Origin of the sequence: Motilimonas sp. E26 (assembly GCF_021278025.1) — a bacterium.
GTDB lineage: Bacteria > Pseudomonadota > Gammaproteobacteria > Enterobacterales > CBDFNC01 > Motilimonas.
The window spans coordinates 28303-53574 of record NZ_JAIBHJ010000001.1 but is presented as its reverse complement, the minus strand read 5'-3'; the positions used below and the strand labels follow the sequence as shown (position 1 = coordinate 53574).

At 42.8% G+C, this 25272-nt stretch carries 27 protein-coding genes, 1 tRNA gene and 1 pseudogene; 13 read left to right on the top strand and 16 right to left on the bottom strand.

Annotated elements, in window-relative coordinates:
• Nucleotides 1–7: 7 nt before the first annotated feature.
• Nucleotides 8–83, bottom strand: a tRNA-Val gene (locus K1M91_RS00275).
• A 278-nt stretch (nucleotides 84–361) separates the two neighbouring features.
• On the opposite strand from K1M91_RS00275, the gene K1M91_RS00270 reads away from it, so the two are divergent.
• The gene (locus K1M91_RS00270; RefSeq protein WP_232799553.1) at nucleotides 362–1144 is read left to right on the top strand and encodes a transporter substrate-binding domain-containing protein; all 783 of its coding nucleotides are present in this window, start codon (nucleotides 362–364) and stop codon (nucleotides 1142–1144) included.
• Here K1M91_RS00270 and K1M91_RS00265 read toward each other — a convergent pair.
• Nucleotides 1141–2565 carry a transporter substrate-binding domain-containing protein gene (locus K1M91_RS00265; protein WP_232799552.1) on the bottom strand — a complete coding sequence of 475 codons (1425 nt, stop codon included), beginning with the start codon at nucleotides 2563–2565 and terminating at the stop codon, nucleotides 1141–1143. The genes K1M91_RS00270 and K1M91_RS00265 overlap by 4 nt on opposite strands.
• A 99-nt stretch (nucleotides 2566–2664) precedes the next feature.
• Nucleotides 2665–4887 carry an NADP-dependent isocitrate dehydrogenase gene (locus tag K1M91_RS00260; protein WP_232799551.1) on the bottom strand — a complete coding sequence of 741 codons (2223 nt, stop codon included), beginning with the start codon at nucleotides 4885–4887 and terminating at the stop codon, nucleotides 2665–2667.
• A gap of 556 nt (nucleotides 4888–5443) precedes the next feature.
• Here K1M91_RS00260 and K1M91_RS00255 point away from each other — a divergent pair.
• A complete protein-coding gene (locus K1M91_RS00255) occupies nucleotides 5444–6679 on the top strand; it encodes an outer membrane protein transport protein (RefSeq protein WP_232799550.1) in 1236 nt (411 codons plus the stop codon).
• A 155-nt stretch (nucleotides 6680–6834) separates the two neighbouring features.
• On the opposite strand, the gene K1M91_RS00250 is transcribed toward K1M91_RS00255, so the two are convergent.
• The 5 genes from K1M91_RS00250 to K1M91_RS00230 all read right to left on the bottom strand — a co-directional run bounded on the left by K1M91_RS00250 (nucleotide 6835) and on the right by K1M91_RS00230 (nucleotide 9745).
• The gene (locus K1M91_RS00250; protein ID WP_232799549.1) at nucleotides 6835–7218 is read right to left on the bottom strand and encodes a copper chaperone PCu(A)C; all 384 of its coding nucleotides are present in this window, start codon (nucleotides 7216–7218) and stop codon (nucleotides 6835–6837) included.
• A gap of 26 nt (nucleotides 7219–7244) precedes the next feature.
• Nucleotides 7245–8411, bottom strand: coding sequence for a TonB-dependent receptor (locus K1M91_RS00245; RefSeq protein WP_232799548.1), 1167 nt, complete (start codon nucleotides 8409–8411; stop codon nucleotides 7245–7247).
• Nucleotides 8408–8659 carry a hypothetical protein gene (locus tag K1M91_RS00240; protein WP_348983253.1) on the bottom strand — a complete coding sequence of 84 codons (252 nt, stop codon included), beginning with the start codon at nucleotides 8657–8659 and terminating at the stop codon, nucleotides 8408–8410. The genes K1M91_RS00245 and K1M91_RS00240 overlap by 4 nt, the downstream gene beginning before the upstream one ends.
• Nucleotides 8660–8830: 171 nt before the next feature.
• Nucleotides 8831–9307 (bottom strand): hypothetical protein, encoded by a 477-nt coding sequence (locus K1M91_RS00235; protein ID WP_232799547.1) that lies wholly within the window; start codon nucleotides 9305–9307, stop codon nucleotides 8831–8833.
• 258 nt (nucleotides 9308–9565) lie between these two features.
• Nucleotides 9566–9745, bottom strand: a complete 180-nt coding sequence (locus K1M91_RS00230; protein WP_232799546.1) for a DUF2986 domain-containing protein — start codon at nucleotides 9743–9745, stop codon at nucleotides 9566–9568.
• 72 nt (nucleotides 9746–9817) lie between these two features.
• On the opposite strand from K1M91_RS00230, the gene K1M91_RS00225 reads away from it, so the two are divergent.
• The 3 genes from K1M91_RS00225 (at nucleotide 9818) to K1M91_RS00215 (ending at nucleotide 11889) form a co-directional block, all read left to right on the top strand.
• Nucleotides 9818–11233, top strand: a complete 1416-nt coding sequence (locus K1M91_RS00225) for a DUF2867 domain-containing protein (protein ID WP_232799545.1) — start codon at nucleotides 9818–9820, stop codon at nucleotides 11231–11233.
• A 69-nt stretch (nucleotides 11234–11302) separates the two neighbouring features.
• On the top strand, nucleotides 11303–11539 hold the full coding sequence (locus K1M91_RS00220; protein ID WP_232799544.1) for a helix-hairpin-helix domain-containing protein: 237 nt from the start codon (nucleotides 11303–11305) through the stop codon (nucleotides 11537–11539).
• A gap of 26 nt (nucleotides 11540–11565) precedes the next feature.
• Nucleotides 11566–11889: a DUF2834 domain-containing protein gene (locus tag K1M91_RS00215; protein ID WP_232799543.1), complete on the top strand. Its 324-nt coding sequence runs from the start codon at nucleotides 11566–11568 to the stop codon at nucleotides 11887–11889.
• A gap of 37 nt (nucleotides 11890–11926) precedes the next feature.
• Here K1M91_RS00215 and K1M91_RS00210 read toward each other — a convergent pair whose 3' ends face one another.
• Complete coding sequence (locus K1M91_RS00210) at nucleotides 11927–12490, bottom strand: XRE family transcriptional regulator (RefSeq protein ID WP_232799542.1); 564 nt, start codon at nucleotides 12488–12490, stop codon at nucleotides 11927–11929.
• An 88-nt stretch (nucleotides 12491–12578) separates the two neighbouring features.
• Between K1M91_RS00210 and K1M91_RS00205 the strand changes: the two genes are divergently transcribed.
• On the top strand, nucleotides 12579–13739 hold the full coding sequence (locus K1M91_RS00205; RefSeq protein WP_232799541.1) for a benzoate/H(+) symporter BenE family transporter: 1161 nt from the start codon (nucleotides 12579–12581) through the stop codon (nucleotides 13737–13739).
• 76 nt (nucleotides 13740–13815) lie between these two features.
• On the opposite strand, the gene K1M91_RS00200 is transcribed toward K1M91_RS00205, so the two are convergent.
• From K1M91_RS00200 to K1M91_RS00190, 3 genes are all read right to left on the bottom strand, one after another.
• On the bottom strand, nucleotides 13816–14172 hold the full coding sequence (locus K1M91_RS00200; RefSeq protein ID WP_232799540.1) for a YibL family ribosome-associated protein: 357 nt from the start codon (nucleotides 14170–14172) through the stop codon (nucleotides 13816–13818).
• A gap of 54 nt (nucleotides 14173–14226) precedes the next feature.
• A complete protein-coding gene (locus tag K1M91_RS00195; RefSeq protein ID WP_232799539.1) occupies nucleotides 14227–14622 on the bottom strand; it encodes a DUF2750 domain-containing protein in 396 nt (131 codons plus the stop codon).
• A gap of 105 nt (nucleotides 14623–14727) precedes the next feature.
• Nucleotides 14728–15093, bottom strand: a complete 366-nt coding sequence (locus K1M91_RS00190; RefSeq protein WP_232799538.1) for a glutaredoxin — start codon at nucleotides 15091–15093, stop codon at nucleotides 14728–14730.
• Nucleotides 15094–15497: 404 nt separating this feature from the next.
• Between K1M91_RS00190 and K1M91_RS00185 the strand changes: the two genes are divergently transcribed.
• Nucleotides 15498–15695, top strand: coding sequence for a cysteine-rich CWC family protein (locus K1M91_RS00185; RefSeq protein ID WP_232799758.1), 198 nt, complete (start codon nucleotides 15498–15500; stop codon nucleotides 15693–15695).
• A gap of 181 nt (nucleotides 15696–15876) precedes the next feature.
• A complete protein-coding gene (locus K1M91_RS00180; protein WP_232799537.1) occupies nucleotides 15877–16632 on the top strand; it encodes a carbon-nitrogen hydrolase family protein in 756 nt (251 codons plus the stop codon).
• A 218-nt stretch (nucleotides 16633–16850) separates the two neighbouring features.
• Here K1M91_RS00180 and K1M91_RS00175 read toward each other — a convergent pair.
• The 3 genes and pseudogenes from K1M91_RS00175 to K1M91_RS00165 form a co-directional block, all read right to left on the bottom strand.
• A pseudogene (locus K1M91_RS00175) lies at nucleotides 16851–17048 on the bottom strand (VF530 family protein); the annotation flags it as partial.
• 92 nt (nucleotides 17049–17140) lie between these two features.
• Nucleotides 17141–17773: a glutathione S-transferase gene (locus K1M91_RS00170; RefSeq protein WP_232799536.1), complete on the bottom strand. Its 633-nt coding sequence runs from the start codon at nucleotides 17771–17773 to the stop codon at nucleotides 17141–17143.
• A 57-nt stretch (nucleotides 17774–17830) separates the two neighbouring features.
• Nucleotides 17831–18046: a TIGR02450 family Trp-rich protein gene (locus K1M91_RS00165; RefSeq protein ID WP_232799535.1), complete on the bottom strand. Its 216-nt coding sequence runs from the start codon at nucleotides 18044–18046 to the stop codon at nucleotides 17831–17833.
• Nucleotides 18047–18308: 262 nt separating this feature from the next.
• On the opposite strand from K1M91_RS00165, the gene K1M91_RS00160 reads away from it, so the two are divergent.
• From K1M91_RS00160 to yjjG, 5 genes are all read left to right on the top strand, one after another.
• Entirely contained in the window at nucleotides 18309–19898 is a 1590-nt protein-coding gene (locus tag K1M91_RS00160) for an ABC-F family ATPase (RefSeq protein ID WP_232799534.1), read from the top strand.
• A gap of 148 nt (nucleotides 19899–20046) precedes the next feature.
• Nucleotides 20047–20877, top strand: a complete 831-nt coding sequence (locus tag K1M91_RS00155) for a DUF2797 domain-containing protein (RefSeq protein WP_232799757.1) — start codon at nucleotides 20047–20049, stop codon at nucleotides 20875–20877.
• Between the two features lie 321 nt (nucleotides 20878–21198).
• Nucleotides 21199–22419 (top strand): serine/threonine transporter SstT, encoded by a 1221-nt coding sequence (gene sstT, locus K1M91_RS00150; RefSeq protein WP_232799533.1) that lies wholly within the window; start codon nucleotides 21199–21201, stop codon nucleotides 22417–22419.
• A 130-nt stretch (nucleotides 22420–22549) separates the two neighbouring features.
• Entirely contained in the window at nucleotides 22550–23092 is a 543-nt protein-coding gene (yjjX, locus tag K1M91_RS00145; RefSeq protein ID WP_232799532.1) for an inosine/xanthosine triphosphatase, read from the top strand.
• Between the two features lie 5 nt (nucleotides 23093–23097).
• On the top strand, nucleotides 23098–23778 hold the full coding sequence (yjjG, locus tag K1M91_RS00140) for a pyrimidine 5'-nucleotidase (RefSeq protein WP_232799756.1): 681 nt from the start codon (nucleotides 23098–23100) through the stop codon (nucleotides 23776–23778).
• Here the strand turns inward: yjjG and K1M91_RS00135 are convergent.
• Entirely contained in the window at nucleotides 23775–25265 is a 1491-nt protein-coding gene (locus K1M91_RS00135; protein WP_232799531.1) for a diguanylate cyclase, read from the bottom strand. The two genes, yjjG and K1M91_RS00135, sit on opposite strands and share 4 nt — an antisense overlap.
• Nucleotides 25266–25272 lie beyond the last annotated feature (7 nt).

The following is a 25272-nucleotide window of genomic DNA, read 5'->3' as shown; positions in this document are numbered from 1 at the left end:
AAAGAAATGGTGCTCGCTACTGGACTCGAACCAGTGACCTACGCCATGTCATGGCGGCACTCTACCAACTGAGTTAAGCGAGCATTTCTTTTTCTTAAATTGTCCTCGTCACTTGAGAACGAGCCGTAGTTTACCAAAGCCCGCCATGCAGGCAAGGGTTTTTTATTGAAAATGATTTACTTGGTCATTGTTTATTCATTTTGTGCTGTTAAATTCAGCAGTAAGAAATGATAACGTTCCGCTGCTGGCTAAAAAAAACCAAAACAGTGACTTATGTCGCTTCCAAGTGATTATCTCAGGCTCAAGTTTTTATGCCTATCTATACTATTGTTAGGTTTTGATTCGATAATGGTTCTCAACAATGCCTGAAAAAGACTTTATGAAATTCATTGGTAAATGGTTAATAGGCTTGCTCATTTCAGCGCCAAGTTTTAGCCAAGCTAAAGAAATTCGCCTAGCCGTTGGACTTGCTTTGCCACCCTATTACTTATCTGATCAACAATCAGGCTTAGAGTTAGAGATAATTAAAGAGTCACTCGCATACAAGGGCCATACACTGACGCCAGTATTTGTTCCTTTTGCTCGTTTAATTCCTTCATTGGCTAGCGGTTTTGTTGATGCCGCAGCGCCCGTGAATGAAGGATCAGGCTATCTTGCTGGCTTCTATTCAAATAGCCATATTAGGTATAAAAACATAGCGGTCACCCTTAAATCTTCGAACATAGAAATAGCCAACATTGCAGACTTAGCGGGGTTGTCGATTGTCGCGTTTCAAAACGCAACAAGCTATCTTGAACCACACTATGGGGAGGTGGTGCAAAGGAATAGTAGATATAGCGAAAAGTCACGACAAGATCTGCAAATAAGGATGTTGCTTTCCAAACGTACCGATGCCATTGTCCTAGACGAGAAAATATTTAAATATTTTGCCATCAATCAAGGCGTTAATTATGAGGCGGAAATGGCTTTGCACCCCATTTTCAACAGCGTTGACTATAAGGTTATTTTCTCTGACGCGAAACTTAATCAAGACTTCAATGCAGGCTTAGATCATCTTAAGGAAACGGGGCGCTATCAAGCCATTATAGATAGTTATTTAGCCCCAGATAATTGGTTTAAAAAGGTTAACGTTACAATAAACTAATGTGTTAGCTGTAATTTTACCGCTTGTTTTTCTTGTCTAAGGGCTAAAGACAGCTTGTAAGCTAAATAATACTTATAGATGTTTGATACATACTGCACCGTTTCCCTTCCTGTTTCTAAGCCTGCGGCAATTTCTAACTGACCAAACCAAATGTTCTTATTCAGTCCCATTGCCTCAGCGCGTTGCTGCATTTTAGCAAATTTATTGGGACCGGCATTATACGATGCCCAAACCATGGCAAGGGCATTTTCATCGCTGACTTGATGATCGTTGAGGTAGTGCTTTTTCAACCAAACGATGTAACGGGCTGCGGCTTCAATATTACCAGTGAGAGATCGATAGTCTCGTACCCCCATATCTTTAGCGGTACTTGGCAATAGTTGCATAATACCAACCGCTCCACGGGGGCTTACCAAGTTATTGTTAAAGTGCGACTCTTGATAAGCTTGAGCTAATAGGGCAATGGCATCGAGATGGTATTTTTCGGCTGCTAAAACAAATTGCTGATAAACAGCACTGTCTTTATTGCCAAGTTGATTGGCTGATTTGGCCCAGCTTACATTTTTATAATAACGATTAAATAATGTATTCCCCAAGAGCGTGCCTTGTTTTGCCTGCCCATCAATAAACCTTGATACATATTTATTGAGTTTGGGGTTGTTGCTTCTTGTTACCCATCCGACTTGATTATTAATACTAATAGGTTGGCGATGTACTTTAAGCTCGGTAAATATTTTCAGCCATAATTCGGCCTTATATTGATCGATGACGGTCGCCTGGATCATGCCAGCATTGAGCATTTCTACCAGGTCTTCTGATGTTAAAAAGCTATTGGCTGGAATAATTTCAATTGGCGCTAAGTTTTGCTTGGATAAAATGCGATTTATGGTGTGTAAATGTTCAATGTAACTACTGTCATCAAGCACATGAATCGTCATGCCTGCGAGATCCGTAAGTTGGTTCACATCTCGGTGTTTGTGGCTTGTAATGAGCAGTTCATCTACTTGGCTGCTCAGGCTCGCCACAAATGCAACTTCTTTTTGTCTTTGCGGGGTATTTGTTAGAAAAGCAGCAACAATATCTCCTCGTCCTTCATTAAGAGCAGGGATTAGCTGATCAAAAGGGACGGGAATGAATTTAATTTTCACTTTATCAACTTCTTTTTTCACCCCTTTATTTATACTCTTTTCAAACTGTTTGAGCAGCTCAGCTTGTAGACCGAGGATTTTACCTTTACGAATAAAAAAGTCTGTTTTGTTATAACTAACCAGGGCGCGTAAAACACGTCGCTGTTTAATTTCATCTAAGTCTCCAGTGAATGGCTGTTGTGCGTAGTAGGGTAAAAATGCGTCTTGCTCTGGACTTGCCAACGCTATATGACTACATAAATAACTGCTGAGTAACAATAAAAACCATTTCATGTGCCACCTGTTCTCCCTGAACGCAACTTAACATTCACGATAAAAAAAAGCAGACCGAAGCCTGCTTTTTATCATCAATGACTAGTTGAAAACCATTGATTAGCCGATGATGCTATTTAAGGTTGCACTTGGGCGCATTGCCGCAGATGCTTTTGCAAAGTCTGGCTGGAAGTAACCACCGATATCTGAAGGCTTGCCTTGAGTAGCAGCAATCTCAGCTAGGATAGTTGTTTCGTTGTCTTCAAGTGCTTTGGCCATTGGAGCAAAATGTGCTTGTAGCGCAGCATCTTGAGTTTGCGCTGCTAGCGCTTGTGCCCAGTACATTGCTAGGTAGAAGTGACTACCACGGTTGTCTAGTTGACCAGCTTTACGCATAGGTGACTTGTTGCTGTCTAGTAGCTTACTGGTTGCTTGGTTTAGTGCCTCAGCAATGATCAGCGCTTGTGCGTTGTCATTTTTATGGCCTAAATCTTCAATAGACACAGCTAAGGCTAAAAACTCACCTAATGAGTCCCAACGTAAGTGTGACTCTTGCTCAAACTGCTGTACGTGTTTAGGCGCTGAACCACCCGCACCCGTTTCGTATAAACCACCACCCGCTAGTAGCGGTACGATAGAAAGCATCTTCGCACTGGTACCTAGCTCTAGGATAGGGAACAAGTCAGTTAGGTAATCACGCAGTACGTTACCTGTTACAGAAATCGTATCTTGACCTGCTTTAACGCGATCTAGGGTATATTTGATCGCATCTTCAGGAGATAAAATCTTAATTTCTAGACCTGCAGTGTCGTGATCTGCTAGGTAAGTGTTTACCTTCTTGATTAGGTTAGCATCGTGAGCACGCGCTTCGTTTAACCAGAAGATAGCTGGCGAGCCGGTAGCGCGGGCGCGGTTAACAGCAAGCTTAACCCAATCTTTGATTGGTTCATCTTTCGCCTGACACATTCTCCAGATATCACCTTCTTCAACCGCATGCTCCATCACAGTTTCACCTGCTTGGTTTACCACGCGGATAGTGCCATCTGTTGGTACTTCAAACGTTTTGTCGTGTGAACCGTATTCTTCCGCTTTTTGTGCCATTAAGCCAACGTTGGCTACGTTACCCATAGTCGTTGGATCGAATGCACCATTTTCTTTACAGAACTGAATCGTTTCTTGGTAGATGCCAGCGTAACAACGATCAGGGATCATCGCTTTCGTATCTGCTAGCTTGCCATCAGGGCCCCACATTTGACCAGAAGAGCGGATTGCCGCAGGCATAGATGCATCAATGATCACATCACTTGGTACGTGAAGGTTAGTGATGCCTTTATCTGAGTCAACCATTGCTAGTGGTGGCTGTTTAGCGTAAACCGCTGCGATATCTGCTTCGATTTCGGCTTTCTTATCCGCTGGTAGGGTAGCAATTTTAGCGACAACATCACCAAAACCATTTTTGGTATTCACTTTCAGCTCTTTGAACAGCTCAGCGTGTTTTTCAAATACATCTTTAAAGTAAACCGAAACAGCGTGACCAAACATGATAGGGTCAGACACTTTCATCATGGTTGCTTTCAAGTGAAGAGAAAGTAATACGCCTGAATCTTTAGCATCTTGAATTTCTTTTTCAAAGTAAGCGCGCAGTGCTTTAACACTCATGCGAGAAGAGTCGATGACTTCACCTGCTTTAAGTGGGGTAGATGCTTTTAATACTGAAACAGTGCCATCTTTCGCGACTAATTCAATTTTCACGTCATCAGCTTGTTCAACGATTACTGATTGCTCACTACCGAAGAAGTCATCACTTTGCATATGCGCAACGTGTGATTTGGAATCTTTACTCCAAACACCCATAGAATGTGGGTTTTTCTGTGCATAAGCTTTAACAGGGGCAGCGACGCGGCGATCTGAGTTACCTTCACGCAATACAGGGTTTACTGCACTGCCAAGAATTTTTGCGTAACGTGCCGCAATTTCTTTTTCTTCATCATTCGCTGGGTTAGCTGGGTAATCAGGTAAATCATAACCGTGTGATTGTAGCTCTTTAATGGCTGCCACTAACTGAGGTACAGAAGCACTGATATTCGGCAGTTTGATCATGTTTGCTTCTGGCGTTTTAGCTAGCTCGCCTAATTCAGCAAGGGCGTCTGATTGACGTTGTGCTTCAGATAGGTTTTCTGGGAAATTGGCAATGATACGGCCAGCTAGGGAAATGTCTTTTGTTTCTACTGCTATCTCACCAGCTTCAGTGAATGCCTTCACGATAGGAAGGAAAGAGTAGGTCGCCAGTGCTGGCGCTTCGTCAGTGATAGTGTAAATGATTTTTGAAGTTGGTTTGGTCATGATATTCCTTCGTTTTTCAGTCGAGCTGTAAGTCAAGAAAAGACAATCTAAAGCGTACTTTATTGTTTTTTAGTACCTGTTCAATTAACCAAGCACCATGGCATTATTGCGCGTACGCTAAATAGCTTTAAATGTTGCAAAAAAGCCAGTGCAGTCTAGCACTGACGGGGCCGCTTGTAATTTATTTCCCAACAAGAGAGATATATTGCGCCCAATCCTACCTAATTCAGGTAAAAAATTCCCAAGGGATGTTAATGAAATTCATCGAAAAAGAAAGCAAAAAGTGACCAAAATGCGTTTTCGTTTCATGAAAAAACGCAACTTGTTCCTTTTTCTCTCAATATTTCATGCAGATCGGCTTTATCTATGCCAATAGTTAGCTAATGTTAATTCTATGTTAAATGTTTAAGTTGTTTTCGCGGTTGCTAATTTTAGTCTTACTCAATAGACAGCAGTGAATTTGAGATAAGGGTGATTTGTTATTTTCCAGTAAGCCTGTAGAATCGCCGCCCTTAAAAATAAGCACCCTCGTGCAGACAGCAAAATAGGGAATAATATGATAAATAAACACAAGCTTGGTATGCGTTTAGCTACGGGTTCATTGGCATTATTAGCCACGCAAACGTGGGCGGCGGGTTTTCAGCTGAATGCTCAATCTGCTACTGGCTTAGGTCGCGCTTTTGCTGGTGATGCTGTGATTGCTGATAATGCATCGGTTATGGCACGTAATGCTGCCGCCATGGCATTGTTTGATAAAGCAGCTATGTCGCTAGGTTTTGTGCTATTGGAAACCGATATTAGTGTTAAAAATGCAACTTACACTTCTGCTTTTGCGCCTGGGCAAAGCTTTCCTTCAAATTATGGCAATGCTGGTGGAACCTCGGTTGCGCCTAATTTACACGTGATCATACCCATTAATGAACAATTTACTTGGGGAGCGAACCTTTACTCAAATTTTGGTACCAAAACAGAGTTCAATTCTAGCTTTACCGCGCCTGAATTTGGCGACCTGACTGATGTTAAAAGCTTTAATATCGGCACCAGTTTAGCTTATCGCGTCAACGCTCAATGGAGCATCGGTGGCGGCCTTGATCTGATTTACGGTAAGGGCGAAATGAAGCGAGCTGCTAATACGCCTGCGGGTAAACGTACTATTTTGGATATTGACGCAGATGGTTTTGCCCTTGGCTTTAATCTCGGGGTGGTGTATGAGGTCAATGAGGCGAATCGCTACGGCTTATCTTACCGTTACAGCCCTAAACTAGAAGCGAAAGGGGACATTTTATTTGCCGGTAACCCTGCAAACCCGTCTATCTCAAACGATACCCTATACATGCCTTTACCCGACATGATTGAGTTTTCGGGTTATCATCGAGTCAGCCCACAGTGGGCGGTACACTACAGTGTGCAGTGGATCGGTTGGTCATCGTTTGATGTATTGAAGTCAAAAGGTCATGGCATTATCAATGATTATGAATGGCAAAATGGCATGCACTACGCGATTGGTGGGACCTACTACTTAAATCAAGATTGGACGTTGCGAGCTGGTTATATGCATGATACCAGTGCGCAAGATAAAGTGACGTCTATTTCAGTACCAGATTCGGATCGCAACTGGCTTTCAGCTGGTTTTAGCTACCATATCAGCTCAGTCTCAAGCATTGATTTTGGGGCAACTTATTTATTTGGTGAAGATGTCCAGGTTACTGAAACATCAAGCTTTTCAAACTTAAAGGGCACAACCCATGCTGACGCAATTTTAGTCGGCTTACAATACAGCCGCAGCTTCTAAGGGGGGTAACTAATGTTAACCATCCCCCTAATTGGGGGATGGTTGGATTTTATCAAGCTAAGGTAAACTTACCGGATCTTAATGAGCATGCTGGTGGTTGTTTTCTTCAATCGCTACTTCAATCTCTATTGTGCCAGCGCGTTTAAACGTCAATGTCATTGGAAATCGCTCGCCTTTTTAAATGACTGCTTTGGTTCAAAAATCATTAAATGAAAGCTGCCCGGCTTAAACATTACCGTGTTCATTGCGCCGATGCGAACGCTGTTCACTTGGCGCATTTTCATCATATCATCTTCCATGATATGGGTATGGATCTCAACGCGATCGGCAACAGGTGTACTTGCAGAAATCAAAAAGTCATCTTCTGTGCCGTTGTTTTTCAATTGGAAAAAGCCTGCAATCACCTTAGCATTGGGCGGCGCTTCTCTACTCCAAGGGTGATCTATTTTGATGCTATTGGCGCCATAATCATGTGCATGCGCAGGAATGGCGGCAAAAAATGCAATCGCTACAAGGGCGTTAATTAATGTTTTTTTCATTGTTTTCTCCTAGATATGAAAGGTTGTTACCAGGTTAAGTTGCCTTGATAAACTAGCCAATAAGCGTGCTCTTGACTTGGTGTTGTATTGTCGAGATTGCCCTGTATGCGCAGGAAATGGCCGGGTGAAAATTGCCAATTTGCAACTAAGCTTAGGCGCTCTGGGTTATGGTTTTTGCTGTTTAGAACGGTGTTAAAGTCACGGCTGTTTTGGCTAAGGGTATTATCGGTTTTTAGCCACTCATAGCGCAGGCCTAGTTGCAGGTTTTGCCATTGCCAATACCATTGCGAATTAAGACCAATATTGTTTGCTGTTAAATGAGCGGCAATTTGCTGCGTATCTTTTATCGAAGCGTCAATGGTTTGTCCCATTAGTTCAAGATCCCAGCCAAATTGCTGCCACTGCCACTGTGTCCCAAATGTAAATAATTCAGTATCGCCAGCCAGACTAATTGGGATGTTGGCGTGATGTGAATGGCTATGGCCATCAGAGCCAAGTGGACTGGTTTGCGAAGCAGAGAAACGTGCCCAAGAGCTGACTAATGTGAGTTGGTGTTGCGCCACAAAATGATGCCAGCGGTAAGTGATACCTAAAGCTTGAGGCGCCGATCCAGTTGTTTTTTCTGTCGCTGGGTAATGATTGCCACGACTGACCCAAGCTGTGAAATCATGTGCATTAATGGCGTAGGTCAATTGCACTCCATCATCACTGTATTGACCGCCAAGAAAAGCTTGTTGCGACAAATTAGCGTCTAGAAATAACCAATCATGGTCGTGTGTGGCATTATATAAGCCGATTCTATTTAATTGCCTGCCTATACGCAGTTGCCAGTTTTGCCCTAGATAAGGCTGTAGCCACATTTCTTCAAGTTCAATATTTTCACCGTGATGACTACCCAGAATGATTTTACCTGCGACAATATTTTCAAGGGCGACTAACATGCCGAGCTCAGCATGCATCAGCTGTAGGCCTTGCTCCATATTATGCGCGCTTGTATTGGTGACAATGCCGGGAATTTGTCCGGCGATAACATCATCACTTGCTTGATAATAACCGCCTTGAGCAAACACGTTTCCTTGCACTGTTGTGTGCTCAAGTAAGCTAGGTTTTTGGCCGTCCTCAGCTGTGGCTATTTGACCATAAAATAGAGCCGGCAACAGGCATAAAAGGCGGGTTGAAGTATGTTTTTTCATTTTGCCAGATCCTGTTCAAATGGGTTGGCGTATCTTGGGTTGGTTAAAAATGCCTCATCACTGAGTGCATGTAAAAAGGCGAGTAAATCAGACTTTTCTTGCTCACTCATGGTAAAGCCTTTTACAAATTCACTCTTGTTTGGGTTTAAGCGACCATCACCGACATGCTCTCCACTTTCAATATTGCGGCCACCTGCGGCGTAAAACTCAAGTACTTGTTCTAAGGTATTGATACTGCCGTCGTGCATATATGGCGCGGTAAAGGCAATGTTGCGTAAAGTAGGGGGGCGAAACTTTCCTTTATCACTGACATTGTTTGTTACTTGGAAGAGCCCGTTATACTGAATTAAGATTGGTTAAGACTGGTGTTTAGCAACAAAACAAATACGTTAAAAACGGTTGTGTGTGTTTGACCAGACTTAGGCTACAAATTGAGCGGGAGGAGAGGTTTTAGGCGCGTTTAGCAAATAAACCTTTTGCAGTGAACAAATATAAAGGTAATAGGGGATGGCGATTTTATTGCGTGCTAACCAAGTCGTTAGCACTAAAACTAACAAAGCGGCTAATAGTGCGTAATACTGACAGGCTTTAAGCAAAGGACAGGTGAAAGTAACGCTGTCGTGCTCGGTATTTGCTTGGTTAGATGATGTGGGTGTGTTTTCACTCAGATTAGTTTGGTTGGTTTCGACCAGTTCGTTGATGTCGACCCATTTAAAGCCTGTTGAAGTACAGATTAACACTTTATCGCCAAGGGCAGAATTGAGCCAACTTGAGTGGGTGACGAGTGCAGGATTTAGCAACACAGTGGCAGAGATAAAAATTTGAAATAGCAAAGCAACGATGACAAAGTAGGTCATGCGTCGTTGGGTTCCAAATTGAGGGGTTAATCTATCCATGTATTAACTTTGTATAAACCTACTGCATTAACATCTAAGTGGTAGCACTCTACACAAGGCAGGCGTGGCGGATGTTAGCAAAAATAAATCGCAAATGTAACAAGTTTGTGATCGTTTATTTGATCATTATTCAATGATACTTGGTAGCTCGCTTAAGGGGGTATTTCATCACTGAGTCATGACAACTAACAGCGGTTGACGCTTATATACAGAGAGTTCGGCAAGAAAGCCCAGCAGGTGTGGCTGAGCATACTGGAGTTACACGTTGTTCGTCGGGCTAGCCTCATCTGTTTGATTTTGAAGCTGTGCTTGCTCTTGCGCTATCCTTTCTCGCTCAGCTTTGGAAATATATTTTGGTTTATTACTGTGGTGTACTTTTGAATTGGCTTGTTTTTGGCGTTTCTTCAATTCTTGATTGATTTTCTTTTTACGGTTCATGATTGCTAAACGATTAAGCTAAAGTAACGGCTATTATAGCGAAGAATAACCCTGAGCATAAGGACCTGCTGGATGAATATATTAGTGATCGGCGCGTTAGGAACAGTAGGACGCCATTTAGTACCACAGTTAGTAGCACAAGGGCATCAGGTGCGTATCAGTTCGCGCAATCCTGATAAGCCCAGTCCTTGGCCCAATTTGCTTTGTTCACGATTCACTTTGGATTTACTCGATGTTTATTCTATCAGTAAAGCCCTTGATGGTATCGAGCTTATCTATTACATGATGCATGGCATGAGCGATGGTGAATTATACAGTGAGGTAGAACAACAAGCCGCTCGTAACTTAGTGGCCGCAGTGCAGGGCACACAGGTAACACGCATTATCTACCTAGGCAGCTTAGTTTCAGGCAATCCTCATTCAGAGCATATGAAATCACGCGTCGCCACGGGGCATATTCTGGCTAGCTCTGCTATTCCTGTGACCGAATTGCGAGCTGGTATTATTGTGGCCTCAGGCTCGGCTGCTTTTGAAGTGATGCGTGATGTAGTCGGGCATATTCCTGTATTCTTTTCACCTACGTCAATTAAAACGTTAGCCCCGCCCATCGCGATAAAAAATGTGGTGTATTATCTGGCCGCCTTAGCCTCACTTCCTGAGTCAGCAGGCAAGATTTACGACGCCATTGGCCCCGACTGGCTCAGTTATCAGCAAATGATGCAACGATTAGCTAAGCGTTTGGGTAAGCCATGTCATATTTTCGCGATCCCCGGCTTACCTATCAGCTGGACGCAGCGAGTGCTGGGCATTATTACCTCTGTGCCTAAATCATTAGCCCAAGCATTATTAGCAGGTTTGGATGAGCCATTACAAGGTAATGGTAAATCATTGCAATCGTTGATACCTCAGACATTGTTAAATTTTGAACAAGCCATTGATGAAGTATTACAAACTGAAAAAATTACCGTTTACCCTAAAGAGTGGCAGGATGGTGTGCCTGAATTTCGAAATTTCTCTTCGCTACATGGCTTTTATGCCAAAAAGGCCAGCCACCGACTTGAGATAAATGCAAGTTGCGCTGATGTTTGGCAAGTACTGAATCTACTAGGTGGAGAACATCGCTATTTTTATGGTGATTTCTTGTGGGCGATGCGCGAATGGATAGATCATATTTTTGCTGGGCAAGGTAGAAACCATGGTCGTGACAGCAAGGAAGCACTAATAGAGGGAGAGCGAGTTGACTCATGGCGGATCTTAAGCGTGATCCATGAGCGTTTATTGGTTATGAAATTTGGCATGAAAGCGCCCGGTGGTGGTGGTATGCAAATCAGATTAACGCCATTGAGTGAAGAGCGTTGTGTGCTACAAATCGATTTACTTTGGCATCCTGCGGGTTTTTGGGGGCTAGTCTATTGGTATTTTTTTGCACCATGGCATCGGCTGTTACTCAATGGCATGGCCAACAGTATTGCCAAATTAGCTAAATAGGATATTATGCAAATTAATCAATGTATTATGTTGTATTTTATAAATATTTCTGGGCTTTAAGGAGGTAAAATGGCATTTTCTGATTCAGAGCGCGAAGCGCTATTGGCGCTTAAAGGGGTCGGGCCTACGGTGCTGAAAAGATTTGAAGAGATAGGCATAGAGACGTTTTCAGATTTAGCAAAATATCGAGCTGATGATATCGCAGAGATGGTTGCTTCAATGTTGCGCACAACCTGCTGGAAAAACAGTCCCCAAGCCAAGTCAGCCATTGAGGCCGCTATTGCTCGGGCTAAACAAGGCCTCTAAACAGCCTGAAATCACATGAATTGTTTATGACAAAACTTTATTTAGTATTAGCCATACTTGGTACGGTGCTGCCCTATGGCGCTTTTGTACCTTGGTTGTTCGCAAATGGTGTCGACATTGTTTTATTTGCTGAGCAAGCGACAGTAAACGCTATCAGTACTTTTGCATGGTTAGATGTGTTGGTATCGGCGATCGTTTCACTGGTTTTCATTATTGTTGATGGTACTCGCAATCGAATCAAATATTACCAGGTCGCCATTGTTGCAATCCTAACCGTTGGTGTTTCTTCTGGTTTACCTTTGTATCTATATTTAAAGGAAAAACAGCAAAAAACCAGCGTACGATGCTAGATCATGTACTGGGTAAAAGCCTTGCTCGTAGCCTACTTCATGGGTTGCTAGGGTAATGGATAACATTATGAAACACGGCTTGCTCTGTCCCCAAATTTTTATAGCCATGTGGTTGATGAGCATTAAAACGCACGGCCTGACCCGCTTTTAATGGATGCCATTGATCAGCAAAGAGAACAGCCATCTCACCACTAATGCAAAGTATGTGTTCTGTTACGCCTAAATTATGAGGTTCAGATTGGTGCTGATAATGCGGTGCCAAACTAATTTCAAAAATTTCAAAGCCAAGGGTTTGTTCAAAAGGGAATAATAGGCTGACAAAGAATCCCTTATTTAAGCTTTCTTGGCGCAACTCGGCGGCATCTCTAAACATACTCTCAAGTATTTCTCTGCCTGGCGGGGCAATAAAGCGAGAAAAAGACGTATTAAAACCTGATGCGATTTGCCAAAGCTTAGCCACAGTGGGGCTCGATTCTCCCCGTTCAATTTGACCTAACATCGCTTTACTGACGCCTGTCGCTTTCGCTGCAACGTCTAGACTCCAGCCTTTTTCTTTTCGTAATTGTCGTAGGTTTTCCCCAACTGATTTATCCGGTTGCATATTATTCCTTAATCTTTTCTTGTGCGTTATAGCGCACAAGTGTTATGTTGTTTGTATGTTATAACGCACAAATAGTAATGGAGAAAGGATGAAGATTAAATTTTCACACATTAGTACCGGATTTATTGCCGTTTTTATTGGTTATGCCAGTGCAGCAGCCATTATTTTCCAAGCAGCAACCAGTGCTGGCGCCTCCCAGGAGCAGATCACTTCATGGTTTTGGGCCTTAGGCATCGGTATGGGCGTATCGACTATTAGTTTGTCATGGCATTTTAAACAGCCAATTGTTACTGCTTGGTCAACGCCCGGGGCTGCGCTATTAGTGACCTCATTACAAGATGTGACAGTTGGGCAAGCGGTGGCGGCTTTTATGCTTTGCTCGGCATTGATCACTTTGGTAGGCGTGTTAGGCTGGTTTGATAAACTTTTATCGCAGATCCCAACCGCCATCGCATCGGCCATGTTAGCTGGGGTGTTGTTGCAATTTGGGCTGGGGATATTCACAGCGTTACTCGATGAATGGCTGCTAGTGGTAGTTATGCTTGCGGTTTATATCATCGCAAAGGTTCACTGGGGGCATTATTTGATCCCTGGGATCTTGGTAATTTCAATTTTGCTCAGTGCGCTAATGGGTAAATTAGATACTTCAATGATGGAATTTGGCCTATCAACGCCAACGTTTATCAGCCCTGACTTTCAATGGCTCACTCTAGTTAGTGTTGGCATCCCTTTATTCATTGTTACCATGGCATCGCAAAATTTGCCAGGGTTTGCGGTATTAAAGGCCAATGGATATCAGGTTAATGCATCGCGTATTATCACTGTAACCGGACTAACTGGTTTAATACTGGCTCCTTTAGGTGGGTTTGCATTTAATCTAGCAGCACTCACAGGGGCGATTTGTATGAGTGACAATGCAGATAAAGACCCCAAATTACGCTATTTAGCTGCTATCGCAATGGGCGTATTTTATTTGTTAGCCGGGGTATTTGCAGCCAGCTTTGTATCGCTGTTTACGCTTGTTCCAAGTGCGGTGGTCATGACCTTAGCAGGTTTAGCTTTAATGCCAACTTTGTGCCGCTGTTTAATGAATGCGCTGGTGGATTCCACTGATAAAGAGCCTGCATTAATGGCGTTTTTATTAACGGCGTCTGGCATTAACTTATTGGGGATTGCCAGTGCATTTTGGGGATTATTGCTGGGGATGATTTGCTACTGGTTGCAACAAAAAAGGATGGCTGTCGCATAATCAAAATCAGAGGCAATAGGCTAATATTAATAAGGAGCAATAAATGCTCCTTATTAAAAAGAATTAAACGCATTTTTTAGAAAGGCTTAGGTGCGTAACCTGTTACTTCTTTAACGCCTAAATCACGTCCTAGAGCCGTCATAGGATGTACCACAATCAAGCCTTTAACTGACTTTTTTAATGCGCCCATATCGGCTTGCTCTTGTTTGGTTAGCACACGTTTAAATGGCATTTTAAGTACGGCAGAGCCTTTATTGCCAATCTCGTAGGTTTGCTTGCCTTTAGCAGCCTTTAATAACTTTTCAACCTTGGCAATTTCTTGGTTGAAATGTTTGATCATGGCTTCATCTTTTCGCTCATAGGCCGCGCTAAGTTTACGTTTAAACTTGTCTAACTTGTTATTAAAGTCTTGTATCTGCTTTGTAAAATTCATTTTGTTACCTGTTTATTCTATAGAGCGAAAAGCGGGTGATTATTCAATATCAACTTAGCGCTTTTTGCGTAATTTCTGTTGTTGCTGGCTTAGTTCAAAGTCAAGTTCATCGGGTGTGATCACTAAGCCATCTTCATCGGTTTTAGGGAAAATAACCACCGCCAGTTGATCGTCTTCTAAGCCAGGAGTCCAGCGAGATTGCCAAGTTTTAAGGGGAATAGCCTCTGCCTTACAATGGTCCCAATCACCGGTGGCCCAAGCTTCTGCAAACTCTTTATTTGGCCACACAGGTACACAGTCTTCGTCATCGGTGTTAAGCATGACACAACCGTGCTCGTCGGTTAGGATCCAAAGCTCTTCTTGCTTGACCGCTTCTTTGACGAGGTATTGAAAGCGTCTTTCCACGTCGTAGGCTTCGATATTAGCTAGTTGGGTTGGATCTAAAGACATAAAGAATTCCTGTGCTGGTTAGAAAGCAAAAACCATGGCATTTTGCTTTAAAATATACTGGGGTATTGATGGGCAGATTATAACCTGATTTAAACCAATTTGGGCTTATTTTGTCGCAAACTCTTTGTTTAGGTAATCAACAATATCTGACGATTCATACAGCCATCGCGTTTCACCTTTTTCATCAATGCGTAGGCAAGGCACTTTAACGCGGCCACCACCAGCTAACAAGTCGGCTTTATGTTGTGGGTCGTTTTGCGCATCACGACATTCAATATTCACTGACAATCGCTTCATTTGGCGGCGAACTTTGACGCAAAATGGACAAGCATTAAATTGATACAAAGACATTTTGGCTGTGCGACTATCAATTTCTGTTTGCGCCACTGGGCTGCGTTTAATGCCTTTTGGCGTAAAAATAGCGTTTAAAAGCAAGATAATGCGACCTAAAATCCAACGGACAATTTTCATCAACCTACATCCTAATTACTGTTGAGAATTGAGAGCGCGCGATAGTACCACAAATAAGAATAAACGCATTAGCCAATGAAGCTTAGATTAATGAAAATGAATACCTATTAGTCCTAGCTGATTATAGGGCCAATGAAGAGTATAGACAGCGCTGAGGTTAAAAATACATGGCGGAATAATATGCTGCTAAAGTAAAAGGATAAAAGCAGCTTAATCTATTCACAGGTTGTAGCATGCCTGTGAACTCCATTTGTCCATGAAATATCCGCTCAGCACCAGCCGCAGTGTCGCTGCGGTGCTACTCATTGTTCTAATCATAGTGTTAAAGGTGATATTGTTAGCTAAACCTTAGCTAAGTTGAGAGTGCGATTTTGAACAAAACGAATAAAAACCCTGATCCTTTGGTGTGTCCGATTTGCGGTGAAGGGAATGCATGTGTAAATCTTGGTAATAAAGACGTAAGCCGATCATGCTGGTGTAATGACCCATCGATTACCTTTCCCGAAGATTTGTTAGCTCAGATCCCGCTTGCGCAACGACGCAAGGCTTGCGTTTGTCGTTCGTGCGCATTAAAACATCAAGAAAATAAACAAGTTAAGTGAACATCGTGCGGTAACAATATGGGGCTCTGTGGGGCTCGGCAATAAGTTGTTCAAATAATGTTGGTTTATTTGTCAAAGAAATTGCTTAGTGCGAAGTGACTACCACCAAAGCTAAGTTACACCAGCGCCAAACAACGATGAAACCTTTTGAGTATAAGCTCGGTATTTGTTAGGACTTTATATGGGTAAAAATCCGATAACTATTAGCTTGGTACAAGCGCCTGTAGTGGCTAAAGATATTGCGGCTAATCTGACGATTCATCTTAACTATATCGCTGCGTCGTCAACATTAGGCGCTGACGTCGTTGTGTTTCCAGAACTATCACTTACCGGATATGAGTTAAGTGACGCACAAAGCTTAACGTTTCGACAAGATCCAAGTGATTTTAGTGTGTTGTCTAACGCAGCTAGGGAGCATAACATTACTATCATCGCTGGCTGCCCATTAGCAAAATATAATAGTCACCCCACAATAGGCGCAGTGATTTGCTTCCCAACTGGAAAAGTAGAATTTTATTCAAAACAATTTCTTCATCAAGGCGAGCATAGCTATTGTAGTTTTGGTGCAACTGATTACTGTTTTTCGGTTGCTGGGTATCGAATTGCTTTGGCTATTTGTGCTGATTTTTTGACGCCTGAACACTCAGAGAATGCGGCAAATAATCACGCTGACATTTACATTACCAGCGCGCTTATATCCGAATCAGGTTATGAAATGGATGCCCGAGTTTTAGCTGGTATTGCCGTTAAGCATAAAATGCCCGTTTTGCTATCGAATCATATCTCTCAAACAGGGGGGTGGTTAGCTTGTGGCCATAGTGCCGCTTGGAATGCTGATGGAGAGCTAATTGTCAGCTCTGAGCATAAGCAGCGATGTCTTGTTTTATGTACTTTGGCTAATGGCAGTATGACTGGAGCAGTCAGTGAAATGCATTAAGGCGATAGGCACAAGTTTGAGTGAGTCACATATTAAACAAATCAGTGACACACCAGCTGTGAGGGAAATGCGTGTATTTGTCGCGCCTGTGCATTGAAGCATCAGCAAGATAACACGAACGCAGTTTACGTATTTTCATTAAACTGCGCTTTTTGAACAATGAAGTTTACAATGAAGTGCGAGGTTACAATTGTTTACCAAGGCTTCTCAATCATCACTAGATACAGGGCTTCAACTTTGGCCCGTGCCCATGGCGTTTTACGTAAAAATTTAAGGCTTGATTTAATACTTGGGTCGTGGGTAAAACAGCGAATGTTGATCCTAGCGCCTAGCTCTTCCCAGCCATAGTAATCAACCATTTCGGTAAGCAGTGTTTCTAAGGTGACGCCGTGCAGCGGATTGTTCGCTTGAGTCATGTATAAGGCCCAGTGTGGTAAAAAAAGGAGGTATTATATACCCAAGCGCGTTGAAATGCATAAACGGCGTGTTTAGTTTAATTTTATGGGTGCTATGGGAAACTAAAACTTTCTTGGCTATTAAGCCAAGTAGGGTACTTTTTCATCACACTTAAAAACAAACGAGAGTTGATCAACTGCTCAAGCCAACTGCGCAGGTGAGGGTAAGGCGCATTGGCAAACCATTTCGCATCCACCATTGAAAACTGACGTATAAAGGGGGCGATGGCTAAATCAGTCATGGTGAGTTGTTGACCGAGTATGTAGTGGGTTTGGCTTAGCTGCTGTTCAAGTTCTGCAATGAACAGACAAGCTTGCTCTCGATAGTAAGCTTCATCATGTTCGGGATAGCGATCGGCGTACTTATACTTATCGAGCCAGCCTTTAAACTCGAGATCATTGCGTTTGATCCACCCTTGCATTAGTGCGGGTGAAGATGGCAGTAGCTTAAGGGGATCAGACAAATTAAGTGCCCAGTGCATAATATCGATGCTTTCTTCAAGCACATCACCATTTTCCAGTAGCAGTACCGGCACCGTGCCCTTAGGTGAAATAGCTAACATTTGCTCAGGTTTATGTTTTAGTTCAATTTCACGTAAAGAAACAGACTGGCCGCTTGCCGCAATAGCAAGACGTGCTCGCATGGCGTAAGGGCAACGTCGAAAGGAATATAAAATAGCGGTCATTATCTTTGATTTTTTGGTCAAACAGGTAGGTAGCTTATCATAACTTTTGCGTTGGTTTTATACCCAGCCAACGCGCCATATTGATGAGTCTTTTAACTCGCGCCAGTTGATCGGATATTCATTAGCGCTGTAAACCGCTTGGGTCACGCAATGGATAACCTTGCCGTCTTCATCGTATGCCACTTCGGTAATGGCAAAGTGTTTTTCTTTATTTTCAGGTGTCACTTTTGTCCATTTACTGTGTAACAGTTTTTTCGCCAGTACTTGGTTCATTGTTTTTTCCATCCAGTGCAATTTAGGAGGCCCACTTTATACTCCCCACTTTATACTCTTAGTTACGCTATTTTGGCTGTGATGGTTCAATGACAGCCATTTAACAGTATTTGCTTTGACACCTTAGGGATATTTCTTGGTAACAGGATGCAACCCGCCCCTCATCTATGACATAATGCGCCGCTATTTTACATAGCTTGATTGAACTGTCACTTTCGCGGGCTAATCTGGCTACATTTACCTTAGATAATCGGAAATTAACGTGCTTACAACTGCAAATCTGACCATACAATTTGGCGCAAAGCCACTGTTTGAAAACGTCAATGTTAAATTTGGCGAAGGCAACCGCTACGGCTTAATTGGGGCCAATGGCTGTGGTAAGTCCACTTTAATGAAAATTTTGGGCGGTGATTTAGAGCCGTCTTCAGGTAACGTATCAAAAGAGCCGAACGAGCGTATTGGTAAGCTAAAGCAAGACCAATTTGCTTATGAAGAATTTAGCGTGATCAATACTGTGATCATGGGTCACACCGAGCTTTGGGCGGTGCAGTCTGAGCGTGACGCGATTTATGCAAAAGCTGAAATGACAGATGAAGACGGTATTCGCGCCGGCGACCTTGAAGCGGAATACGCTGAAATGGACGGTTACACTGCTGAATCTCGCGCCGGTGAAATCTTAATTGGCGTAGGCATTCCGGTTGAATCTCATTACGGCTTAATGAGTGAAATTCCACCGGGGTTAAAACTGCGTGTGTTATTGGCGCAAGTGTTGTTTTCCGACCCGGATATCATGTTACTCGATGAGCCTACCAACAACTTGGATATCAACACTATTCGTTGGCTAGAAGATGTGCTGAAAGAGCGCAACTGCACCATGATCATCATTTCCCATGACCGTCATTTCTTAAACAGTGTTTGTACTCACATGGCGGATTTAGATTACGGCGAAGTGCGTTTATATCACGGTAACTACGATGAATACATGACGGCCTCAACACAGGCTCGTGAACGTTTGCTGTCAGATAATGCGAAGAAAAAAGCGCAAATTGCCGAGCTTAAAACCTTTGTTAGTCGCTTCTCTGCCAACGCATCTAAGTCTAAACAAGCCACGTCTCGTGCTAAGCAAATTGATAAAATTCAATTAGACGAAGTAAAGCCTTCTAGCCGTCAAAGTCCGTTTATTCGTTTTGAGCAAGAGAAGAAGCTGCACCGTCAGGCACTAGAGGTAAAAGGCCTTGGTCATCAATTTGATGAAGAGCTGTTCTCTGGTTTAGATTTAATGGTTGAAGTGGGTGAGCGTATTGCCATTATTGGTCCAAACGGTATCGGTAAAACCACGCTGCTTAAGTGTTTAGTGGGTGAATTAACGCCAACGGCGGGTACCATTAAATGGTCTGAAAATGCGCAAATTGGTTACTACGCGCAAGATCATTCTGAAGACTTCAGCGAAGATATGTTGTTACTTGATTGGGTTAGCCAATGGTCATCACCAGGTGACGACGAGCAAAGCTTGCGCAGTATTTTAGGCCGTATGTTATTTTCGCAAGACGACATTAAAAAATCGGTACAAGTGCTGTCAGGTGGTGAGCAAGGTCGTATGTTGTTTGGTAAGCTGATCATGCAAAAACCAAATATTTTGCTGATGGATGAACCAACCAACCACATGGACATGGAAACCATTGAAGCCTTGAACTTAGCCCTTGAGAACTACCCAGGCACTTTGATGTTTGTTTCTCATGATCGTGAGTTTGTTTCATCATTGGCAACGCGTATTATTGAAATAACGCCAACAGGCATTGTTGACTTCCACGGTAGCTACGATGATTACCTTCGCAGCCAAGGTGCTCAATAAACCTTGTTGTGAATAAAGCGTAAACCAATTTTTAGCCCCTACTTGGTATATCGCCAATCAGGGGCTTTTTCATTTTATTGCTTAGATGGTTTCTTTGATGATTTATCCCTAGGCAAGTTAGTAATAGTGAGCAATGACCATGACTATCATCACAGGTACGTTGAAGAAAATGCGCGCCGAGCTAGGCGACCCTCAAGCCGATAAAGCCGTGCAGTATTATTTGCCAATAGGCGAACAAGAGATTCATCTTAACCCCCTGATTGGAAAACCCTTCGCTTTTAGCTATACGGGTAATATCTACTGCAGTAGCTGTGGCAAAAAAACCAAGAAAAGTTACTCGCAAGGGCATTGCTTTGTTTGCATGAAAAAGTTGGCCAGTTGTGACATGTGTATAATGAAGCCCGAAACTTGTCATTTTGCTCAAGGCACTTGCCGTGAGCCGCAGTGGGCTGAGCAGTTTTGCATGACCGATCATTTTATTTATTTATCTAACACTTCTGGCTTAAAAGTAGGGATCACCCGCCATAGCCAAATACCAACACGTTGGATTGACCAAGGTGCAAAACAAGCACTGGCCATTTTGCGGGTGAAAAACCGCTTGCTATCAGGTTTAGTTGAAGTCGAGCTAGCCAAGCTGGTGGCGGATAAAACCAATTGGCGCGCCTTATTAAAAGGTGAGGCAGATGATTTAGATTTAGTGGCACAAGCCGAGGTGCTGTTGCCACAGATTGAAGCCCATCTTGCTGCGTTAACTCTGCAATACGGCGAAGATGCGATTAGCCGGGTGGAATTGCCATTACAAGAGATCCATTTTCCAGTGACAGAATACCCCACTAAAATTAGTAGCTTTAATCTTGATAAAGTGCCAGAAGTAAGTGGAGTGCTGCAGGGGATTAAGGGCCAATACCTTATTTTCGATACAGGCGTGATTAATATGCGTAAGTATGGAAGTTATGAGCTCAGTGTTGACTTAGCTTAGTCTTTGCACTCATTAAATAAAGCCCATGAGGAATAGACTATTTTCTCATGGGCTGTTTACTATCTGCGCTGATTATATTTTCGACACAAAATAAAAATAATGTCAGTTGTTTTTATGGATTTAGTCATTTCGTTTAATTCTATGCGTTAAATCAACATATTTGATTGTCGATATGGGCGTAGATCATATTTATTAACTATCTCTTTTCCTAATTCTTGCCATTTTTATTCCCATTAGTTAAAAACACCACTGCAAGTGCAATATATAAAACTAACGACTGTTTATGCAGTTGAATAAAAAACAAACATAATAGGCGAGAGCATGAATCAACAAACATCACTGTTTGCCAAGCTGGCAAATGGCAGTTTAGTACTGCAAATAATAATAGGGATTTTAGCGGGGGTGGCCGTTGCTAGCTTTTCAAAAAGTGCGGCAATGGACGTAGCATTTTTGGGCGATTTATTTGTCGGCGCCTTGAAAGCGGTAGCACCGGTATTGGTATTTGTTTTGGTGGCTGCCTCAATTGCTAACCAAAAGAAAAATGCCCATACCAGCATGAAACCAATCATCATGCTTTATTTAATGGGTACTTTAGCAGCGGCACTGACAGCCGTGTTATTTAGTTTTGCTTTTCCAACGACGCTCGTTTTAGCGGGTGGTGTTGAAGGAAGTAATCCGCCACAAGGTATTGGTGAAGTGTTACATACTTTGCTATTCAAATTAGTGGATAACCCAGTTAATGCGCTGCTAACGGGTAACTATATCGGCATTCTAGCTTGGGGTGTGGGCTTAGGTTTAGCTCTTCATCACGCAACAACGGCGACTAAGCAAGTGTTTCTTGATGTCAGCCACGGCGTGTCAAGTATCGTGCGCTTTATTATTCGTTTAGCGCCGTTTGGTATTTTTGGTTTAGTGGCAGGCACCTTTGCGCAAACTGGTTTTGCTGCCATCGCCGGTTATGCCCAACTGCTGGCGGTGCTACTAGGTGCCATGCTGTTTATTGCATTGGTTGTTAACCCATTGATAGTTTACGTTAAAATAAAACGTAACCCGTACCCGCTAGTATTGAAGTGTTTACGTGAAAGTGGTGTAACGGCTTTCTTCACACGTTCAAGCGCAGCGAACATTCCAGTTAATATGGCATTGTGTAGCCGTTTAAAGCTTCATGAAGATACCTATTCTGTTTCTATCCCACTGGGTGCCACTATTAACATGGGCGGTGCGGCGATCACCATCACTGTATTAACCCTTGCGGCGGTGAACACCCTAGGCATTCAAGTTGACCTGATGACGGCATTATTGTTAAGTGTGCTAGCTGCAGTGTCTGCTTGCGGTGCGTCAGGTGTTGCTGGCGGTTCATTACTGCTTATTCCATTAGCGTGTAGCTTATTTGGTATTAGTAATGAAGTAGCCATGCAGGTGGTTGCGGTTGGATTTATTATTGGTGTGGTGCAAGACTCTGCTGAAACGGCGTTAAACAGTTCTACTGACGTCATTTTCACGGCGGCTGCGTGTGAAGCGGACGCCAATAAGTCAGCGTAATTGACCAGTATAAATTTGCTAATACATAAGGGCTCATAAGAGCCCTTTTTATTTGTGTCTATTTTGCTGAAGGCGGCGTGTTAAAAGGCAATTTGAGTATAATAGAGAAAATTTTATAGGTTTGAGTGAAATGAGTAAATCTAAACTGACGGTAGTCGTTGGGTCAAAGAACCCAGTGAAAGTAAATGCGGCGCAAGTGTCAATTCAGCGTTTATATCCTGATCATGATGTAGTATGTGAAGGGATTGATGCGCCCTCGCTCGTGGCTGACCAACCCATGACCGATGCAGAAACACGTTTGGGCGCGGTGAATCGAGTTGAGTATTGTCAGACCAACCATGATGCTGACTTTTATGTGGCAATTGAAGGCGGTGTAGACAACTTTGTTGACGGCCCAGCGACATTTGCTTACATAGTGATAGCGCATCGCGGACTTCAGTCTGTCGGTCGCACGGCGCAATTACCGTTACCAAATATGATCTACCAAGCTTTAGTCGCTGGCGAAGAACTAGGGCACGTGATGGATCGTCTATTCAATACTGACAATATTAAGCAAAAAGGCGGCGCCATTGCGCTGCTAACACAACATCAAGCCAGCCGTGGCAGTATTTATGAGCAAGGTTGTTTGTTGGCCATGGCACCTTTTATTAATGCGCCGCTTTACCAAGGATAACGATGATGCAATATGATTGGATTTTGTTTGATGCCGACGATACCTTGTTTCACTTTGATGCTTTTTTGGGGCTAAAAACCTTATTTAATCAATATGGACATGAGTTTGAACAAGCGGACTTTAATTGTTACCAAGCAACTAACTTGCCGCTGTGGACGGCTTATCAAAATGGTGAGATTAATGCGTTTGAGCTGCAGACACGCCGCTTTGAACTGTGGGCTGAACGACTATCGGTCTCGGCAAAGCAACTTAATGATGAATTTATTGCTATTATGACCCGTGTTTGCACCTTATTACCCGGCGCACGCAAGCTTATCAACTCTCTTCACGGTAAAGTAAAATTGGGTATTATCACAAACGGTTTTACTGCGATGCAACAAGCTCGGCTTGAACATAATCAGTTACAGGGCATTTTCGAGCCTGTTGTAATTTCTGAGCAGGTGGGCACAGCCAAGCCCGATGCAACGATTTTCCACCATGCATTGAAACTGATGGGGGAGCCCGATAAATCAAGGGTGTTAATGGTCGGAGACAATCTACATTCTGATATTTTAGGTGGTCAAAATGCGGGGATTAAAACCTGCTGGCTCAATCATCACCAAGCCGATATAGCTGCAAACATTATGCCCGATCATCAAGTATTTAATTTAGCTGAATTAGAAGCTTTACTCGACCAATGCAGTTAAACAATAGAGACACAATTTCGACCATTGTGTTTAGAACGATACAATGCCTTATCGGCATTGTTTAGGGCTGTTTTTATATCCTGATTGCCATCACATAAGGTCACGCCGGCACTGATTGTGATGGCGACAGGGAAGCGTTTCGTTTGTGATTGCAGTTTAATTTCATTGCGGATTTTTTCGGCAAACTCTAGGGCTCCTTGTTTGCCTGTGCCAGTTAATATGGCGATAAACTCTTCACCGCCCCAACGGCCAATAAAATCCACTTCGCGAATATTCTCTTGCATTACCCGTGCTACTTGTTGCAAAACTTCATCGCCAGCAAGGTGGCCGTGTTGGTCATTTACACTTTTGAAATGATCAATATCAAACAGGCAAATGGACAGGGCAATGTGATGACGTTTCTCTTGTGCTAAGGCTTGAATCAAACGCTGATTAATGGCGCGACGGTTAGCTAATTTAGTCAGGGGATCCGTGGTTGCATCACTTTTATGCTTAAGCTCTTCAGTGAGATCATTAATTATTACGATACTGTGTTTCTTGTTATCGATGGAATAGGTTGCAATGGCAATTTTAGCTGGAAATAGATCGCCACTTAATTTTTTACCATGGAAGATAGCATTACGTTGTGACATAGGTTTAATTCGGTCTGACTGTTGAAATTCATTACGCAATGCTTGATGCTTTGACTTCACATCTGATGGCACGAGATCATCCACACTAATTTTATTTATACCTGATTCATTAAAGCCAAACAGTTTCATGGCCTCATGGTTTGCCGTAGTGATGATGCCATTTTCATTGGCTGACAAAATGGCGTTAGGCGCACATTGAATGATTAATTCTCGCTCTGTCATCTTAATGGCTAATTTTTTGTAAAGGTAGTAGATGAAAGCGATCGCTATGCTGCTTACAATGATCAGAAAATTTAATATAACTAGTAGTTTGTAAGTGGTTGAGCTGTAGGATTGCTCGGTTTTTTGTAGCATTGCCAGGGGATGCTCTTTTGCACTGTGTAAAATGGTCCTAAATGCCGCAATTGCTCGCGTGTCATCAACCTTTACTTTTTCATCGATCTCGGTGACCGAAGCACCGCTGGCGATCATTTCTTTCAGTATCGGCAACTTGGCCTGATATTCGCCAATTACGTATTGAATATCTAATACCTGATTAATATGCTCCGGTGTCAGTGATAAGTAACGGTCAAGGGCACTGATAGTCTGTTTTATTTGTGACTCCGCTTTTTCTAAGTAATTATAATCTCGCCGGATCACCGCATTTTTAAAGTTATGAATAAATCCTCCATATCCAGAAACAATAATGGCTTGGTTGAGATGGGCGGACTTGTCCATCTCAAGATGAATATAGTTTTCCCAGCTGGCTTGAGCGTTTTGTATGTTGTTAAACAGGATGTAAAAGGATGCCACTAGAAAAGCAAAAAAAATGAATGTGAACGCGATTACTTTCATCGTTTTTCGCTGCGTTAACATGTTAGCT

Bases quoted from the DNA above. Each gene is read 5' to 3' on its own strand.
- K1M91_RS00270 (WP_232799553.1), top strand. From the start codon at position 362: ATGCCTGAAAAAGACTTTATGAAATTCATTGGTAAATGGTTAATAGGC.
- K1M91_RS00265 (WP_232799552.1), bottom strand. From the start codon at position 2,565: ATGAAATGGTTTTTATTGTTACTCAGCAGTTATTTATGTAGTCATATA.
- K1M91_RS00260 (WP_232799551.1), bottom strand. From the start codon at position 4,887: ATGACCAAACCAACTTCAAAAATCATTTACACTATCACTGACGAAGCG.
- K1M91_RS00255 (WP_232799550.1), top strand. From the start codon at position 5,444: ATGATAAATAAACACAAGCTTGGTATGCGTTTAGCTACGGGTTCATTG.
- K1M91_RS00250 (WP_232799549.1), bottom strand. From the start codon at position 7,218: ATGAAAAAAACATTAATTAACGCCCTTGTAGCGATTGCATTTTTTGCC.
- K1M91_RS00245 (WP_232799548.1), bottom strand. From the start codon at position 8,411: ATGAAAAAACATACTTCAACCCGCCTTTTATGCCTGTTGCCGGCTCTA.
- K1M91_RS00240 (WP_348983253.1), bottom strand. From the start codon at position 8,659: ATGCACGACGGCAGTATCAATACCTTAGAACAAGTACTTGAGTTTTAC.
- K1M91_RS00235 (WP_232799547.1), bottom strand. From the start codon at position 9,307: ATGGATAGATTAACCCCTCAATTTGGAACCCAACGACGCATGACCTAC.
- K1M91_RS00230 (WP_232799546.1), bottom strand. From the start codon at position 9,745: ATGAACCGTAAAAAGAAAATCAATCAAGAATTGAAGAAACGCCAAAAA.
- K1M91_RS00225 (WP_232799545.1), top strand. From the start codon at position 9,818: ATGAATATATTAGTGATCGGCGCGTTAGGAACAGTAGGACGCCATTTA.
- K1M91_RS00220 (WP_232799544.1), top strand. From the start codon at position 11,303: ATGGCATTTTCTGATTCAGAGCGCGAAGCGCTATTGGCGCTTAAAGGG.
- K1M91_RS00215 (WP_232799543.1), top strand. From the start codon at position 11,566: ATGACAAAACTTTATTTAGTATTAGCCATACTTGGTACGGTGCTGCCC.
- K1M91_RS00210 (WP_232799542.1), bottom strand. From the start codon at position 12,490: ATGCAACCGGATAAATCAGTTGGGGAAAACCTACGACAATTACGAAAA.
- K1M91_RS00205 (WP_232799541.1), top strand. From the start codon at position 12,579: ATGAAGATTAAATTTTCACACATTAGTACCGGATTTATTGCCGTTTTT.
- K1M91_RS00200 (WP_232799540.1), bottom strand. From the start codon at position 14,172: ATGAATTTTACAAAGCAGATACAAGACTTTAATAACAAGTTAGACAAG.
- K1M91_RS00195 (WP_232799539.1), bottom strand. From the start codon at position 14,622: ATGTCTTTAGATCCAACCCAACTAGCTAATATCGAAGCCTACGACGTG.
- K1M91_RS00190 (WP_232799538.1), bottom strand. From the start codon at position 15,093: ATGAAAATTGTCCGTTGGATTTTAGGTCGCATTATCTTGCTTTTAAAC.
- K1M91_RS00180 (WP_232799537.1), top strand. From the start codon at position 15,877: ATGGGTAAAAATCCGATAACTATTAGCTTGGTACAAGCGCCTGTAGTG.
- K1M91_RS00170 (WP_232799536.1), bottom strand. From the start codon at position 17,773: ATGACCGCTATTTTATATTCCTTTCGACGTTGCCCTTACGCCATGCGA.
- K1M91_RS00165 (WP_232799535.1), bottom strand. From the start codon at position 18,046: ATGAACCAAGTACTGGCGAAAAAACTGTTACACAGTAAATGGACAAAA.
- sstT (WP_232799533.1), top strand. From the start codon at position 21,199: ATGAATCAACAAACATCACTGTTTGCCAAGCTGGCAAATGGCAGTTTA.
- yjjX (WP_232799532.1), top strand. From the start codon at position 22,550: ATGAGTAAATCTAAACTGACGGTAGTCGTTGGGTCAAAGAACCCAGTG.
- yjjG (WP_232799756.1), top strand. From the start codon at position 23,098: ATGCAATATGATTGGATTTTGTTTGATGCCGACGATACCTTGTTTCAC.
- K1M91_RS00135 (WP_232799531.1), bottom strand. From the start codon at position 25,265: ATGTTAACGCAGCGAAAAACGATGAAAGTAATCGCGTTCACATTCATT.